A 15,493-nucleotide genomic window follows, 5' to 3' on the forward strand; every position below is an offset into this window, starting at 1 on the left:
CTCTACGAGACGCCCGCCGGCACCACCTTGCTCAGCCACGAGCTGACGTTTGCCCAGGACTACATCGAGCTGATGCACCTGCGCCTGACCGACAAGGTGCGCGTGACCTTCGACGCGCCCGCTCAGGTGCAGGAAGTGCAGATTGCGCCCATGCTGCTGCTGCCCTTCGTCGAAAACGCGTTTAAGCACGGCGTCAGCGCCACCGAGCCGAGCCACATCTACGTGGGCGTGCGCCAGCCCCCGGGCGCGCAGACCGTGGAAATGGAAGTGCGCAATACCTTGTTTCCGGAGCGCCCCGGCTCCTTGGACGAGCCCGGCGGCATCGGCCTCGTCAACACCCGCCGCCGCCTGGAGCTGCTCTACCCCGGCCGCTACACCCTTACCGTCACCCCGCGCACCGCCGACCACGAATACCGGGTGCTCCTAACTCTAGCCGTATGATCCTGAACTGCATTGCCGTCGACGACGAGCCCCTGGCCCTGGGCATGGTGTGCGCCTTTATCGAACAGACGCCGTTTCTGAAGCTGGCCGGCCGCTACGGCAGCGCCGTGGAGGCCCTGCGCGGCCTGCACCAGCCCGATGCGCAGGTCGACCTGATTTTCCTCGACATCCAGATGCCCGACCTCAACGGCCTGGAGCTGGCCCGCGTGCTCGGCCGGGGCGAGGACAAGGCCCGCATCATCTTCACCACGGCCTACAACCAGTACGCCCTCGAAGGCTACAAAGTCGACGCGCTGGACTACCTGGTGAAGCCGTTCAACTACGACGAGTTCCTGCGCGCCGCCCTCAAGGCCAAGAATTACTTCGAGCTGATCCGGCGCCCGGCCGCCGTGGCCGCCCCGGCGCCCGCCCCCGAGCCGGCGGCCCCGTCCGCGCCCGAAGACGAGTACCTCTACCTGAAAGTGGAGTACCAGCTGGTGCGCGTGCCGCTCAGCGACATTCTCTACATCGAGGGCCTGAAGGACTACATCAAGGTGTACCGCCGCAGCGAAACCAAGCCGCTGCTGTCCCTCTCCAGCCTCAAGGGCGTGGAGGACAAGCTCCCCGCGCGCCGCTTCATGCGCATTCACCGCTCCTACATCGTGGCCCTGGACCACATCACGTCCGTCACCCGCGGCACCGTGCAAATCGGCGGCGAGACTATCCCCGTCAGCGACAGTTACCGCGAGGTATTTGATAAGTACCTGAGCCGATGGAAGTAAGCAGAATGTCTACAGGGCCGTCATGTCGCGCTTGTCGTGACATCTCGCGTGCTGACGTCCGGCAGTAGCTTCAGCGAGATGCCTCGGCTGCGCTCGACAGGACGGCTGGAAAAAGAACAACGGCCACCCGGATACGGGTGGCCGTTGTTCTTGCGTGGACTCCGGAAAATCAGCGGCGCTTGCGCAAGCCGCTCAGGGCGTAGGCCGCGCCGCCGGCCAGCAGCAGGGAGGCGCCGCCGTCGAGGGGCACAGCGGTAGGGTCGGCGGCGGGCGTGCCGGGCGTGGGCCCACCCGAGCCGGGCGTCTGGGCTCCGGCCGCGGCGGCAAAACCCAGGAGCGGCAGTAGTAGCAGGTAGCGTTTCATGCAGTGTTAGTTCAGCACGAGTTTGCGGGTGAGCGTGCCGGCGGCGGTGCGCAGCTGCACGGTGTACACGCCCGCGGGCAGCTGCTCCACCGACAGCGCCTGCTCCAGCAGGCGGCCGGTAAGCGGGGTGGTTTCGGTGCGCACCAGCTGGCCCAGGCTGTTGAGCAGGCGCAGCTCGGCCTGGCCCCCGGCCGTCAGCCCGGCGGCCGATACCGTGACCGTGCGGCCGTGGGCGGGGTTCGGGAACACCTGCAGCTCGGCGCCCACGAGGCGGCCGGTCTGCGCGGAGGTCACGCGCTGGGCGTTCAGGTGCAGCACGAAGCGCATGGTGTTCGGGCCGGCGGCCAGCTGGGCCGCGTAGGCGCCCTGGCGCAGGTCGTGCCAAGTGCCGGTGAGGCGGTCTTCGAGGTACAGGGTGGCCGCGGCGGGGAAATTCACCAGCTGCTGCGGCGCGAAGGTGTAGGTGCCGGCGGCGGGCGCGTGCAGGCCCAGCGGCAAGCTCACGGGCTGGCCGTCGGCGGGTAGGCCCTGGATGCTGAGCGCGTCGGCGCCGGCCTGCTGGTAGAGCGTGGGCTGCTGGCCGCCGTTGAGCTGCACCTTCCGCGCGTCGTAGCGGCCGTCGAAGCCCGCGGTAGCGCCGGCCTGCTGGTACACGTAGAGCACATCCGACGCTGCATCAGCCGCGGTGCCGGGCGCCTGCAGGGCCAGGGCCAGCAGCGGGCGCGTTTCCTGGGTGCGGTTCAGGGCGGGGTTGGTTAGGGTAGTGGTGCGGTGGGTGTTGCTTAGCACCAGCGTGGGCGTACCCGAGGCGGCCTGCACGAAGAAGGCCTGGCCCATGGGAATCAGGTGCGAAGCGCCCACGCCGTTGACGTAGCTCACGTAGCCGCCGGCGTAGGGGCCGGTGCTGCGGTACACGTAGGCCGCAGCGTTCATGCCCGTCGGGATGGACACCAGGTCCCAGTCCAGGGGCGAGGGGTAGGGGTTGCCCACCAGGTTCCAGCCCGGGGCAGCCGCGCCGCGAGTGAGCGGAATGTTGACCGTGCCGTTGCCGAGCGTGCCCACGAAATCCACCGTTTGCGGGGCCAGCTGCACGGTGTAGCCGCGGCCGGGCGTCAGGGCCTCGCCCAGGCTGGCCGGCGACTCCCAGCCGGCGTCGAAGCCGTTGCCGGGGCCGGGCGTCAGGCGCAATTCATTGTAGCCGAACACGGTGGGGAAGGGCGTCACCGAGCCGGGGTTGGCCGCCGCGTTGTAGGCCGCATTCACCGTAGGCAGGAAAGTGCCAGTGGTCAGGTCGGCCACCGTCGAGCCGCTGACGGGTGCCGCCAGGTGGCGGTAGCCGGGGCCGGCGTTCAGGGCCGGGCTGATCCAGCGCTGCACCGTGGCCGTGCCCTGCACCGCGCCGCCGTTGTTGTAGACGGCGGCCGTGCCGCTGGCGTCGGAGAGCAGGGTAAGCATCTGCCCGTTGGTGTTCAGGTTACCGGCCAGCGTGAGCAGGCCGCGCACCTGCACCGGGGCCAGCAGCCGCGCGCCGCTCGTGCCAATAATCAGGTTGCCAAACTCGGTGCCGTTGCCGCCGATGTCGTCGGCCGTGGCGCCCAGCATCGACACCGTGCCGCCGGTTTGGGTGAAGCTGCCGTTGTTCTGGAACTGCCCGTGCACGGCGAAGGTGCCGCCGGTCAGCGTGAGCTGCGCGCCGCTCTGAATCGTCAGGTCGCGCACGGCGGCGTTGGCGCCGATGACGGGGTAGCGCGGCATGCCCGCCGGAATGGTGATGTTGTCGCCGAAGGTGGGTACCACGCCGCAGGCCCAGTTGGTCGCCGCGTTCCAGTCGGTGCTCACCGCCCCGCTCCAGGTGAAGGCGCCGCCCACGTTCACCACCACGGTGGCTTCGGCAAAGCAGCCGCTGTTCACGTTGGTGGCCCGCACGCGGTAGGTGGTCGTACTGCTGGGGTTTACCTGCACCGCGGCGTCGGTGGTGCTGCTGATGTTGGTCGTGGGCGTCCAGGAGTACGCCAGGCCCTGGCGAATCGAGGCCGTGTTGTTGATCCAAGTGGGCGTGGTCGAGCCGCTGCCCAGGGTGCCGTTGTTGGCGTTGGTCGTCTGGTCGACGAAGGCGGTGCCGTTGCCCTCGTCGAGGCGGTAGTAGGCCACCAAGCCGGGCTGGGTGCCGAGCACGGTTTTGTTGTAGTCGGCCTGAATCTGGGCTTCCGAGCGGGCCACGTTCCAGAAGCGCAGCTCGTCGGCCTGTCCGTTGTAGAACTCGCCGTAGCCGCGCTGGGTGCCCAGGGTCAGGGCGTTGGTGTTGGTGGCCACGGCGCCGGTCTGGGCCTGGTCCAGCACTTTCGCCCCGTCGATGAACAGCTTCACCCGGCTGCCGTCGTAGCTGGCCGCCACGTGGTGCCAGCTGCCCTTGTAGGCCGTGTAAGGCACCGAAAACAAGCGCCAGCTGCCGCCGATGTGCAGCCACAGGCTCAAATCGTCCCAGCGCGCGTCGGTGCGGGGAAAGATGTAGCCGGTGTTGTCGGTCATGTTCGACTTGCTGGCCACGTTCTGAATGGCCGAGCCGGTGCCGACAGGGTTGATCCACGCTTCCACCGTGAGGGCCGTGCTCAGGTTCAGCGAGGCGCTGGCCGGCACGCTGGCCTGGTCGTCGGTGCCGTCGAAGCGCAGGCCGCGGCCGGCCACCGAGGCGGCGCCGTTGGTAGCCGTGGCGGTAAGCGTGGCCGAGCCACCTCCGCAGATGCTGGTGCTGCCCGCCGGCGAAATCGTCACCGTCGGCGCCGTGTCGGTCATGATGTTGAAGGGCGCCGAGGTGGCCGTGCAGCCCGCGTCGTTGGTCACGCGCACCGCGTAGGCCCCGGAGGTCGTCAGGTTCGAGAGGCCCGGGCCGTTGGCCCCGGCGGTGGTGGCGGGCAGGTCGGCGCCGTTGTACTGCCACTGGTAGGTGGCCGACTCGTCGGACAGCGCCACCGCATCGATTTCGTTCCAGCCCGCCACGGCCGCCGAGTTGATGGCTAGGCGCACGTCGCGTACGGCGAAGCTGGTCAGCGGGAAATTGATGTTCAGAATGCGCGAGTTGCCTCCGGCCGCCGCGGCGGTGGCCGTGTACACCGGCACCCAAGCGCCCGAGCCGGGGTTGCGCACGAACACCGTGTCGATGGCGCCGGGGTTGTAGGTTTCCCAAATGAGGATGCGCTTGGCCGGGGCCGGGTTGTTGAAGCGCAGCACCAGGTATTCGCGGGTGCCGTCGGCGGCCGAGCTGGCCCAGGCCCCGCTCAGGTCGCCGTAGCGCGGGTACACGTCGGGGGTGCCGGTGGTCATGCTGGCGGCCCAGCTGCTGCTGTACTCCGAGCTGAAGCGCAACACGGAAGCGGCGTAGCGCAAAGGGTTGGCGCCCAGCGTGGTGCTGAGGCTCACGTCGCCGTTGCAGACGGACGCCGCGCCGTTCGACGTGACGGGGGGCGCGGCGCACTGGGCCAGGGCGGCCTGCGCGCCCCAGGTGCTCAGCAACCCGAGCAGTGGTACGATTCGATTCATGCGAAGAATGCAGTTAGTAAGTCACGGTGGCGGCCCGCCGCCCGCAAGCGGACACGGCGGAGCCAGCGCAAAGGACGTTTCCGCGCTTGCACTCATCAATTACATCTTTGGGTTTAAGCCATGCCGAGGCCTCACATCAACGTGTGATGCGCGCCGCTCGAATTAAGCGTACACTCCGCCGGCTCAGTCGCAGATGGTGGGCAGCTCGGGCTGCCGGGCGAAGCGAAACATATCGGCCAGCTGCCCGGGCGTGGTGCGCGCCGCCGACAGCTCCAGACTGGGAATTTCGCTTTCGTGCACCCAGCGCACTTCCCCGGTTTCCATGGTATCGGTGGTAAGGGTTCCGCCTGTCACGCGGCAGAGCACGTAGCACTTGTAGCAGTACCAGGGCTCCACGGGGTGGGGGTGCAGCTTTTTGTCGTAGAGGGCCAGCAGGCGCACGGCCTCCACCTCCAGGCCGGTTTCCTCGCGGGCTTCCTTCACGGCCACTTCCTTCGGCGTCAGCCCGATGTCGGCCCAGCCGCCGGGCACCGTCCAGCGGTTGCCGTCGATTTTTTCCTGCACCATCAGGATTTCGTCGGTGCCGCGGAAGACGACCACGCGGATGTCGACCTTGGGCGTCTGGTAGCCGGTTTCGCTTGCGAACAGCGGGCCGATTTTCTCGATGGGCTCGTCGGTCAGCCGGTGCAAAATGTCCACGCTCATGGCGCGCAGCTGCTCGTAGCGCTCCGTGTCGTACACGTTCTGGCTGTACGTCAGGCCGGTTTGGGCAATAGCTTGCAGCTGCTGGGCAATGCCGAGCCAGTCGAGGTTGGTCATGAAAGGGTGGACGGTGAATCAGAGCGGAAGATAGACGCGGCGCGTGAAAAAAGAACGTCATGCTGAGCTTGGCGCAGCATGACGTTCAAACGAAACACGCGGGATGCCTTTGTCGCGCCTGGACGCTTGTGAAAGCACCGTTGCTACGCCAGCAGCACCTTGTCAGGCGTCACGGGCAGCTCGCGGATGCGTTTGCCGGTGGCGTTGAAAATGGCGTTGGTAATGGCCGGGGCCACGCCGATGATGGCAATTTCGCCGATGCCCTTGGTGCCCAGCGCGTCCACCAGCGGGTCGGGCTTGTTCACAAAGTACACCTCCACCGGCGGCGCGTCGGCGTGCACGGGCACGTGGTAATCGGCCAGGTCCTTGGTCACGTAGCGCCCAAACCGGTCGTCCATCACCGCCCCTTCGTGCAGGGCCATGCCGATGCCGCCGATGGCGCCGCCTATCATCTGGCTACCGGCCGTCTTCTGGTTGACGATGGTGCCCGCGTCGGCGCACGACACCATCTTGGTCACGCGCACCTCGCCGGTCATGGCGTGCACGCGCACCTCGGCGAAATGCACCGAAAACGAGTACATGGAGTAGTTCTGCCGCGCGTCGCCGCTGGGCTTCGACTCGGTGGTCACCTCCACGTCCTGCCCGTTGTTGGCCTTGCGCAGGTCGGCAAAGCTCATGCGCGGGCCGCCGTTGGCCTTCAGCCCGAGCTGTCCGCCGCTCAGGGTGAGTTGCTCCGGCTGCACGTTGGCGAAGGCGGCGCCGCCCAGCTCCTGCAGCTTCTTTTTCAGGGCCAGGCAGGCGTCGTTCACGGCCGAGCCCACGGTATTGACCGTGGACGAACCGCCTTGCGAGGGCGCCTGCGGAAACAGGGAGTTGCCCAGCTCAAAGCGAATCTTGTCGGTGGGCAAACCCAGAGCATCCGAGGCAATCTGCACCATGGCCGTGCCGGTGCCTGGGCCGATGTCGGTGGTGGCGCTTTGCAGCAGCACCGAGCCGTCGGCGAGCAGGGCGGCGCGGGCCTTGGCCGTGCCGCGGTTGGCCCCGAAGGTGCCCACGCCCATCCCGTAGCCGATCAGCCAGTCGCCCTCGCGCAGCTGCCCGGGCTGCAGCTGGCGCTTGCTCCAGCCGATGCGCTCGGCCCCGGCCTGAAAGCACTCTTTCAGGTACTTGGTCGACCAGGGCTTGTTTTTCTCGGGGTCCGAGTCGGTGTAGTTGCGCAGGCGGAACTCCAGCGGGTCCAGGCCCACCAAATGCGCCATTTCGTCGATGGCCGACTCCAGGGCAAAGGCGCCGGTGGCCTCGCCCGGGCCGCGCATCCAGATGGGCGTGCTCACGTCGAGGCCCAGGATGCGGTAGCGCGTGCTCACGTTCGGGGCCGCGTACATCATGCGCGTCTGCTGCACCGTCGACTCAGTAAACTCCTCGTAGGTCGAAGTCTGGCCCACCGATTCGTGGGTGATGCCCACCAGCTTGCCGTCCTTGGTGGCGCCCATCTGAATGCGCTGCCAGGTTTTGGGCCGGTAGCCGACCATGGTAAACATCTGCTCCCGCGTCAGCATGAGCTTGACCGGCTTGCCGGTGACCTTGGCGGCAATGATGGCGGCCGTTTCGTGGGGCCAGTTGTGCAGCCCGTTGCCGAAGGCCCCGCCCACAAAGGTGGCAATGACTTTCACGTTCTGCTCGGGCAAACCCCAGTCCTTGGCAAAGGCCCGCTGCGTGCCCTTCACGGCCTGCACCTTGTCGTACACCGTCAGCTGGTCCGCGGCTTCCCAGTGCGCGATGATGCTTTGCAGCTCCATGGGGTTGTGCATTTCCGACTCGTGCACGTACTCGGCCTCCAGCTTCACCGGCGCCGCCTGGTAGCCGTCGGCCTGCCCGCGGGTGTAGTCGTTTTGCGCCGATTTGGGGTTGCGCTTGGCCTGGGTCGGCAAAAAGCCCTTGCTCTTGTTGGCTTCGAAGTTGGTTTGGTGCTGCTCGGCGACGTACTGCACCTTCACCAGCCGGGCCGCGTGGCGGGCGCGCTCCAGCGTGTCGGCCACCACGATGGCCACGGGCTGGTCGTTGAAGTAGATTTTCTCGTCGTGGAACACGCGCAACGGCTGGCCGATGGCCGGCGGCTCGTCGGGGTTGCTCTTGGCCGCGAAGCCCGGCACCTTGGGCGAGTTCAGGTGCGTAATGACGGCCAGCACGCCCGGCGCCCGCTCGGCCGCCTTGGTGTCGATGCTGGTGATGCGGCCCTTGGCAATGGTGCTGCCCACCAGGGCGCTGTGCACCAAACCCGGCAGCTCGTACTCGGCCGAATACTTGGCCCCGCCGGTTACTTTCAGGCGGCCGTCCACCCGGCTCATCCGGTCCCCGACGGCCTTGCCGTCTTGCAGTGCTGCAATGTTGTTCATTGGAAGGTAGTTCGAAGGGGAAACCTAGCTGACGGCAGCGGCATTTTTCAGCGCCTGCACGATGGCATTGGGCGCCAGCTTGAGCTTGTACTGGTTGTGCTTGAACGCCTTGGCGCCCTGCATGGCCACCCGGGCCGCTTCCTGAAAGGTGGCTTCCGTGGCCGGCTTGCCAATCAGGCTTTTCTCGGCCTCGGTCAGGCGCCAGGGCTTGTGAGCCACCCCGCCCATGGCCAGGCGGGCGTCCTTGATGGTATTGCCGTCGAGGCTCAGGGCCGCGGCCACGGATACCAGCGCAAAGGCGTAGGAGGCCCGCTCGCGCACTTTTAGGTAGTGCACGTGCTTGGTAAAAGGCGAATCGGGTACTTCCACGGCGGTTATCAGCTCGCCGGCTTCCAGGTTGGTGTCGCGCTGGGGCTCGTCGCCGGGCAGGCGGTGCAGGTCGCCGAAGGCCAGGCGCCGCTCGCCTTTCGGGCCACTCACTAGCACGGCCGCGTCGAGGGCGACCAGGGCCACACTCATGTCGGAGGGGTGCACGGCTATGCACTTGTCCGAAAAACCGAAGATGGCGTGCATGCGGTTGTAGCCTTCCAGCGCCCCGCAGCCCGAGCCGGGTTCCCGCTTGTTGCAAGGCATGGCCGGGTCGTAGAAGTAGGAGCAGCGGGTGCGCTGCAGCATGTTGCCGCCCACGGTAGCCATGTTGCGCAGCTGGGCCGAGGCGCCGGCGTTGAGCGCCTGGGCCAGCAGCGGAGCCCGCTCCAGCACCTGCTTATCCTCGGCCGTGGTGCTGTTCAGGGCCAGCGCCCCGATGCGCAGGCCGTTGCTTTGCCGCTCGATTTTGTCGAAGGGCAGCTTGTTGATGTCGATGAGGCGCTGCGGGGTCATCACCCCGCGCTTCATCAGGTCGAGCAAATTGGTGCCGCCCGCTATGAACTGGGAAGTGGCGTCGCCGGCGCGGGCGTCGATGGCGGCTTTGGCTTTGGTGGCCCGTACGTACTGAAACGGATTCATACTCGCTGCTCGTTAAACTTTCTGCCCGCCGTTTTTCACTTCCTGAATGGCCGCCACGATGTTGGGGTAGGCGCCGCAGCGGCAAATGTTGCCGCTCATGTACTCCTTGATTTCGCCCTCCGAATCGGCGTGCCCCTCGCGGATGCATGCCACGGCCGACATGATCTGGCCCGGGGTGCAATAGCCGCACTGAAAGCCGTCGTGCTTGATGAAGGCCTCCTGCATGGGGTGCAGCTTGTCGCCCTCGGCCAGGCCCTCGATGGTGGTGATTTTCTTGCCGTCCTGCATCACGGCCAGCGTCAGGCAGCTGTTCACGCGCTTGCCGTCGACGTGCACGGTGCAGGCCCCGCACTGCCCGTAGTCGCAGCCTTTCTTGGTGCCGGTCAGGTGCAGCTGTTCGCGCAGCAGATCGAGCAGGGTGGTGCGCGGCTCCACCGACAGCTTGTGCTTGACGCCGTTGACGTCGAGCTTGAGCGACACTTTTTCGAAGGCGGCGGCCACTTTCTCGTCGAATTCAGTTTCGGCGGCCCGCACGACGGCGCCCGGGGCCAGGGCCAGCGCCGTCAGCAAGGACGACTGCTTCAGGAAGGTGCGGCGGGCTTCGTCGTGGCCCGGGCAGCCGGCTGGCGGCGTTTCGTGTTCCATGATGCGGGGTAAGGAAAGTCGGTAGTATCAAAAGGACAGTAACCAAACCCGACGGCGGCCGCTTGGTTTGGTTGCGTGGCGGGCGCCGGCGTCTCGGCGCGGGCCCGCAAACCTTGTGCATACGCGTCGGCGGCCGTTTCGTTAAGAAAAAGGGCCAAGCGGCGAGTAGCGCAGCTTGGCATCGCACGATAATCAAGCCGACGGCTTCGGGCGCATGCATGAGCCAGGTTGCGCGGCGTCGAGCGGCGCTACGCCCGCTAGCGGCGGCTGCGCAGCTGGCTCAGCCGCCGCCCGGCGTCGCGGGCCATGCCGGGATGCTTGGCCGTGCCCACCACCTGCGCTCCGTAGATGCCGCCGTGGCCCGAGGTCAGGTACGCCACCACGCAGCCCAGCGCCAAATAGGGCGCGGCGGGCAGTCCAAACAGCTCCAGGCCCATCAGCGTGCAGGCCAGCGGGGTGTTGGCCGCCCCGCTGAACACGGCCACGAAGCCCACGCCCGCCAGCAAAGCCACGGGCAGCGGCAGCACCAGGGCCAGGGCCGAGCCCAGCGCCGCGCCCATGAAAAACAACGGCGTCACCTCGCCGCCCTTGAAGCCCGCCCCCAGCGTGAGCGAGGTCAGCAGCAGCTTCAGCCCGAAGCTATACCCGGGCAGCGGCGCCTCAAACGCGGCCACGATGGTGGGCACGCCCAGGCCCAGGTAGCGCGTCACCTCGGCGCCGATCAGCAGGTAGAGCAGCCCCACGAGTCCGAGCAGCAAGGCGCCGCCCGCCACCGGCCGCAGCGGGGGCCGGGCTATCCACCGGCCAAACCAGGCCTGCCAGCCGTGCACCGCCGCCACAAAGACCCGCGCCGTGAGCCCGCTGAGCAAACCCAGCAGCAGCGTGGCCGCCACGCCCCCGGCCGACAGCGCCGGCACCGCCGGCACGTGGTAGTGCGTGTGGCCCACGCCCCAGGCCCGCGTCACCCAGTCGGCCCCGAACGCGGCCAGCAGGCTCGGTAGCAAGGCCTCGTAGCGCAGGCGGCCCACGCGGAATACTTCGAGCCCGAACACGGCCCCGGCCAGCGGGGTGCCGAACACCGAGGCAAACCCCGCGCTGATGCCGGCAATGAGCAGCAGGCGCCGCTCCCGGGGGCGGTGCAGGCGCAGGCCCCGCGGCAGCCACCGGCTCAGTTGATCGGCCAGGGCGCCGCCCATTTGCACGGCCGTGCCCTCGCGGCCCGCCGAGCCGCCCACCAAGTGCGTGAGCAGGGTGCCCAGCAGCACCAGCGGGGCCATGCGCAGCGGAATGACGTCGCGCGGCTGGTGGATTTCCTCGATGAGCTGGTTGTTGCCCTTGGCTACCGATTGCCCGAAATAGTGGTAGAGCAACCCCACCAGCAGCCCGCCCACGGGCAGCAGCCCCAGCAGCCAGGGCTGCGCCTCGCGGGTGCGGGTCGTCCAGTCCAGGGCCACCAGGAAGCCCGCCGACGCCGTGCCCGCCAGCGCGCTGATTACGCCGCCGAGCAGCAACCAGCGCAGCACGAACTGCAGCTGCGGCAGCGGCTCAGGCCAGCCGGAGCGCCGGGCGGATGGGGCAGGAGAGGAGGGGGCAGGCACAGAATCAGGCGTAGAGCGGACACAAAAGTAGGCGACTCCGGCGCGCCCAAGCGGCCTTTCGGTGCCGACTGCGTATGTAGTGCACTAATATTGCCGGGCCAACGCGCCGGACCGCCGTTTCCGGCGCGTGTCGGGCCCACCACTCAGCTCCACCCTCGCATGATTACCCCGCCCATTCCCGCCGTGCTGCTCGCGGCCGGCGCTTCCACCCGCATGGGCCAGCCCAAGCAGCTCTTGCCCTACCAGGGCCGCACGCTGCTGCGCCGCGCCGCCGAAACCGCCCTGGCCGCCGGTTGCGCGCCCGTTATCATCGTCACCGGCGCCCTGCACCAGGAGCTGGCCGTCGAGGTGGCCGATTTGCCGGTGCAGCTGGTGCACAACGCCGTGTGGGAGGCCGGCCTGGGCACTTCCATCGGCGTGGGCGTGCAGGCCGTGGAAGACGCCGCCCCCGAGGCGCCCGCCGTGCTGGTCCTGCTCACCGACCAACCCCTGGTCACCGCCGAATTGCTGCGCCAGTTGCTGCGCGAGTGGCAGCTCAGCGGCCTGCCCGTGGCCACCGGCTACGCCGATTCGGTGGGCGTGCCCGCCGTGTTTGGCCGTTTGGTGTGGCCGCAGCTGCTGGCCCTGCCCGCCGCCGCCGGCGCCAAGCTGCTGCTGCAGCGCCTCGGCGACGAGCTGGTGGTGGTGCCCTTCCCCGCCGCCGCCCTCGACGTGGACACGCCCGAGCAGTACCAGGCGCTGCTGGATCAACCCAGCCCGGAACCGGTCTAAGCTAGCCAGTGCGCCGACTTAGCCGGAATCAGCGCTTTGGCCCTCTCTCGTGGGCGAAGGTGTCCTCTAGCGTAGCAAGGCCGCATAACCGCCAGAGGCGGACCGCCCATCATCCTCCCGAAACCGCTGCGCGGGGCTGCCGGTACCCGCGGGCCGGTTTGTGTGGCCACGCCGGGGCCTCGTATTTTTGAGGGTCGTATTTATTTTCTTCGACTTATGCTACGCACCTCGCCGCCCGGTCGCTGGGCGGGCCTGCTCGCCGGCGCAGTGCTGCTGACCGGTTGCCCCAAGAAGTCGGACCCCCAACCCGCTGCCCCCGATTACACGCTGGAAGTGCTCCAGGGCGACGCCCAGCGCGACACCATCGGCCACATCGCCGCGGATACGGTGGTGGTGCGCGCCCGGCGCGGCGCCCGCCTGCTGCACGGCTACACCCTGCGCTACGAAGCCGGAGCCTGCGGCGAGTGGCCCACCTACCTGCCCTACCAAACCGACCGGAGCGGGCGCAGCCGCTACCGCTGGCGCCTCTCGGGCGAGGTAGGCGCTCAGCAGCTGCGCATCCGCCTCATCGATTCGGCCGGGGTGGAGCGCGCCACCGCTACGCTCCGGGCCACGGCCGTGCAGCCCACCCGCGGCTGGCACCCGGCTGCTTGCCTGCCCGGCGGAGCCGGCGCCCTGGCCCAGCAGCCCGGCGGCCGGGTGCTGGCCGGGGTGGCCGGCGCCCTTTACGCCTCCGCCGACAACGGCGTGAGCTGGCAGCCGCTGGCCTTCCCGAAGGTCATCGGCCTGACGATAGACGAGATTGTGCCGGTGGGGGCCACCGAGCTGCTGGTGCGCGCCAGCGTGCTGGGCAACAATGCCGGCACCGGCCTCTACTACTCAGCCGACAACGGCGCCACCTGGCAGCTGCGCGACGCGGGCCTGCGCAACGACTTTTTCGCCGACGTGCTCTACACCCGCGGCGGACGCATTTTGCTCAGCAGCGAGTACAACGGCCTGGTGGCTTCCGCCAACAAGGGCCAGAGCTGGAGCCCGGTGCCGCTGCCCGTGCCCGCCGCCCGCTCGCCCTTCAGCAGCCTGACCGAAGCGCCCAACGGCGACCTGTACCTGCTCGACTACGACGGCAAGATTTTCCGCGCGGCCGGGGGCGGGACGAGCTGGCAGCGCCTGCCCGATCCGCCCGCCATCCGCAACAGCTACGCCTACGCCGACCCCGACAACTTGTATGTGGGCACCAACTACGGCCTGTACCGCTCCGCCAACCAAGGCGCCACTTGGCAGCTGGTGTACCAAGCCTCGACCAACCAGCCTTACATCACCCAAGTGTTCAAGGCCGGCGGGGCGTTTTATCTGACTGTAACCGGGCAGGGCGTGGTGCGCACCGCTGATTTTGCCACCTTCCGCTACCTCACCCGCCGGGCCGACGGGGAGCCGTGGGGTGGCTGGTACGAGGAAACCCTGCTGACGACCAACGGCACGCTGCTCACCAACGGCCGGCGCTCCGGGCTGGATGGCTACAGCGGCCTGCTTTACAACCAGCGCCCCTAACGCGGCCCCGCCGCCGGTCCGCCGGTGCGGCCATTGGGGGCAGCAAACGGGCGCTCCAATGGCCGTACTTGCTATTTCTGCGTAGTTTGCCCGTTGCCAACCCTCACCTCCCAAGAGCTACATGACCACTGCCGCCGCGCCCGCCGCCGACTCGGGCTTTGAAAGCGTACCCAAGGACGACAAGCGCATCACCCGCGGCTGGACGTTCTACGACTGGGCCAACTCCGTCTACCCGCTGGTCATCACCAGCTCCATCTTCCCGATTTACTGGGGCTCGGTCACCAAGGAGCTGAGCCCCAAAACCGACGTCGTGGACTTCCTGGGCTTCCAGGTGCCCGGCTCCTCGCTGCTGACATACGCCATTTCGGCCGCCTTCCTGCTCATTGCTCTGGTGAGCCCCTTCCTGACCGCCCTAGCCGACTTCTCAGGCCGCAAGAAGCTGTTTATGCAGATTTTCTGCTACATCGGCGCCCTGTCTTGCGCGGCCCTGTACTGGTTCGACAAGTCCACGCTGGTCGTGTCGACCTTCATCTTTATTGCCGCCACGGTGGGCTTTTCGGGTTCCATTGTGTTCTACAACAGCTACCTGCCCGTCATCAGCTCCGAAGAAAAGTACGATTCGCTGTCGGCCCGGGGCTTTTCCATGGGCTACATCGGCTCAGTGCTGCTGCTGGTTATCTGCCTGGTGCTCATCATGGGCCACGAAACCTTTGGGCTCGAAACCGGCCATGCCACCCGCATCGGCTTCCTGCTGACCGGCCTGTGGTGGGCCGGCTTCGCGCAAATTCCCTTCGCCACGCTGCCCAAAGACCCCGGCCGCCCCGCCGGCGCAGCCGCATCCGATTCAGGCTGGGTGCTCAACGGCTTCCGCGAGCTGGGCAAGGTGTGGGACCAACTTCAGCACTTGCCCAACCTCAAGCGCTTCCTGCTGGCCTACTTTACCTACAACATGGGCGTGCAGACGGTCATGTACGTGGCTACCATCTTCGGCGACAAGGAACTGCACCTGGAAAGCACCGCCCTGATTACCACCATTCTGCTGCTGCAGCTGGTGGGCATCCTCGGCGCTTGGCTCTTTGCCAAGCTCTCGGAGCGCATCGGCAACACCCGGGCCCTGAGTTGGTCGGTGGTCATCTGGTGCGGTATCTGCGTGGCGGGCTACTTCGTGCAGGCCGGCTGGTCGTTCTACGCCCTGGCCTCGGTCATCGGCCTCACCATGGGCGCCATCCAGAGCCTCTCGCGCAGCACCTACTCCAAGATTATTCCCGAAAACACACCCAACACGGCCGCTTTCTTCAGCTTTTTCGACGTGACCGAGAAGCTCAGCATTGTAATCGGCACCTTCTCCTTCGGCTACATTGCCCAGCTCACCGGCTCCATGCGCAACAGCATCCTGGCGCTGATTGTGTACTTCATCCTGGGCCTGCTGTTCCTGCTCACGCTGCGCGGCAAAAAGCTGCGCGAGCATACCGCGGTCGGCGCCGGCGAAGTGCTGGCCCCGCCGCCCGCTACGCCCAACATCGGCATGCCCGCTTCCCGCTAGGCACTAGGCCGGTGTGTTTGCTTAGAACCCAGAAAAACCTAGTTTTAACGCTGATTCATCTT

At 67.4% G+C, this 15,493-nt stretch carries 12 protein-coding genes; 5 read left to right on the plus strand and 7 right to left on the minus strand.

What is annotated here, in order from left to right; translation table 11 throughout:
* Together LJ737_RS18600 and LJ737_RS18605 are read left to right on the plus strand one after the other, a co-directional pair.
* A partial coding sequence (locus LJ737_RS18600; protein ID WP_410779958.1) for a sensor histidine kinase occupies positions 1-441 on the plus strand: 441 nt, incomplete at its 5' end.
* Positions 438-1,202, plus strand: a complete 765-nt coding sequence (locus LJ737_RS18605; RefSeq protein WP_227768253.1) for a LytR/AlgR family response regulator transcription factor — start codon at positions 438-440, stop codon at positions 1,200-1,202. The genes LJ737_RS18600 and LJ737_RS18605, both read left to right, overlap by 4 nt.
* 169 nt (positions 1,203-1,371) lie before the next feature.
* Here LJ737_RS18605 and LJ737_RS18610 read toward each other — a convergent pair whose 3' ends face one another.
* The 7 genes from LJ737_RS18610 to LJ737_RS18640 all read right to left on the minus strand — a co-directional run bounded on the left by LJ737_RS18610 (position 1,372) and on the right by LJ737_RS18640 (position 11,569).
* Positions 1,372-1,566 (minus strand): PID-CTERM protein-sorting domain-containing protein, encoded by a 195-nt coding sequence (locus LJ737_RS18610; protein WP_227768254.1) that lies wholly within the window; start codon positions 1,564-1,566, stop codon positions 1,372-1,374.
* A 6-nt stretch (positions 1,567-1,572) separates the two neighbouring features.
* The gene (locus LJ737_RS18615; protein ID WP_227768255.1) at positions 1,573-5,103 is read right to left on the minus strand and encodes a DUF8693 domain-containing protein; all 3,531 of its coding nucleotides are present in this window, start codon (positions 5,101-5,103) and stop codon (positions 1,573-1,575) included.
* A gap of 183 nt (positions 5,104-5,286) precedes the next feature.
* Complete coding sequence (locus LJ737_RS18620) at positions 5,287-5,922, minus strand: NUDIX hydrolase (protein ID WP_227768256.1); 636 nt, start codon at positions 5,920-5,922, stop codon at positions 5,287-5,289.
* A gap of 143 nt (positions 5,923-6,065) precedes the next feature.
* The gene (locus tag LJ737_RS18625) at positions 6,066-8,318 is read right to left on the minus strand and encodes a xanthine dehydrogenase family protein molybdopterin-binding subunit (RefSeq protein WP_227768257.1); all 2,253 of its coding nucleotides are present in this window, start codon (positions 8,316-8,318) and stop codon (positions 6,066-6,068) included.
* A gap of 24 nt (positions 8,319-8,342) precedes the next feature.
* Positions 8,343-9,326: an FAD binding domain-containing protein gene (locus LJ737_RS18630; protein WP_227768258.1), complete on the minus strand. Its 984-nt coding sequence runs from the start codon at positions 9,324-9,326 to the stop codon at positions 8,343-8,345.
* 12 nt (positions 9,327-9,338) lie between these two features.
* Complete coding sequence (locus LJ737_RS18635) at positions 9,339-9,971, minus strand: (2Fe-2S)-binding protein (RefSeq protein ID WP_227768259.1); 633 nt, start codon at positions 9,969-9,971, stop codon at positions 9,339-9,341.
* Positions 9,972-10,228: 257 nt separating this feature from the next.
* A complete protein-coding gene (locus LJ737_RS18640; RefSeq protein ID WP_227768260.1) occupies positions 10,229-11,569 on the minus strand; it encodes a chloride channel protein in 1,341 nt (446 codons plus the stop codon).
* A gap of 159 nt (positions 11,570-11,728) precedes the next feature.
* Between LJ737_RS18640 and LJ737_RS18645 the strand changes: the two genes are divergently transcribed.
* The 3 genes from LJ737_RS18645 (at position 11,729) to LJ737_RS18655 (ending at position 15,431) form a co-directional block, all read left to right on the plus strand.
* The gene (locus LJ737_RS18645) at positions 11,729-12,340 is read left to right on the plus strand and encodes a nucleotidyltransferase family protein (RefSeq protein WP_227768261.1); all 612 of its coding nucleotides are present in this window, start codon (positions 11,729-11,731) and stop codon (positions 12,338-12,340) included.
* Positions 12,341-12,556: 216 nt separating this feature from the next.
* Positions 12,557-13,888, plus strand: a complete 1,332-nt coding sequence (locus LJ737_RS18650; protein ID WP_227768262.1) for a WD40/YVTN/BNR-like repeat-containing protein — start codon at positions 12,557-12,559, stop codon at positions 13,886-13,888.
* Between the two features lie 121 nt (positions 13,889-14,009).
* The gene (locus LJ737_RS18655; protein WP_227768263.1) at positions 14,010-15,431 is read left to right on the plus strand and encodes an MFS transporter; all 1,422 of its coding nucleotides are present in this window, start codon (positions 14,010-14,012) and stop codon (positions 15,429-15,431) included.
* The last annotated feature ends 62 nt before the right edge of the window (positions 15,432-15,493 follow it).

It is taken from the genome of Hymenobacter sp. 15J16-1T3B, from assembly GCF_020711235.1.
Lineage (GTDB): Bacteria > Bacteroidota > Bacteroidia > Cytophagales > Hymenobacteraceae > Solirubrum.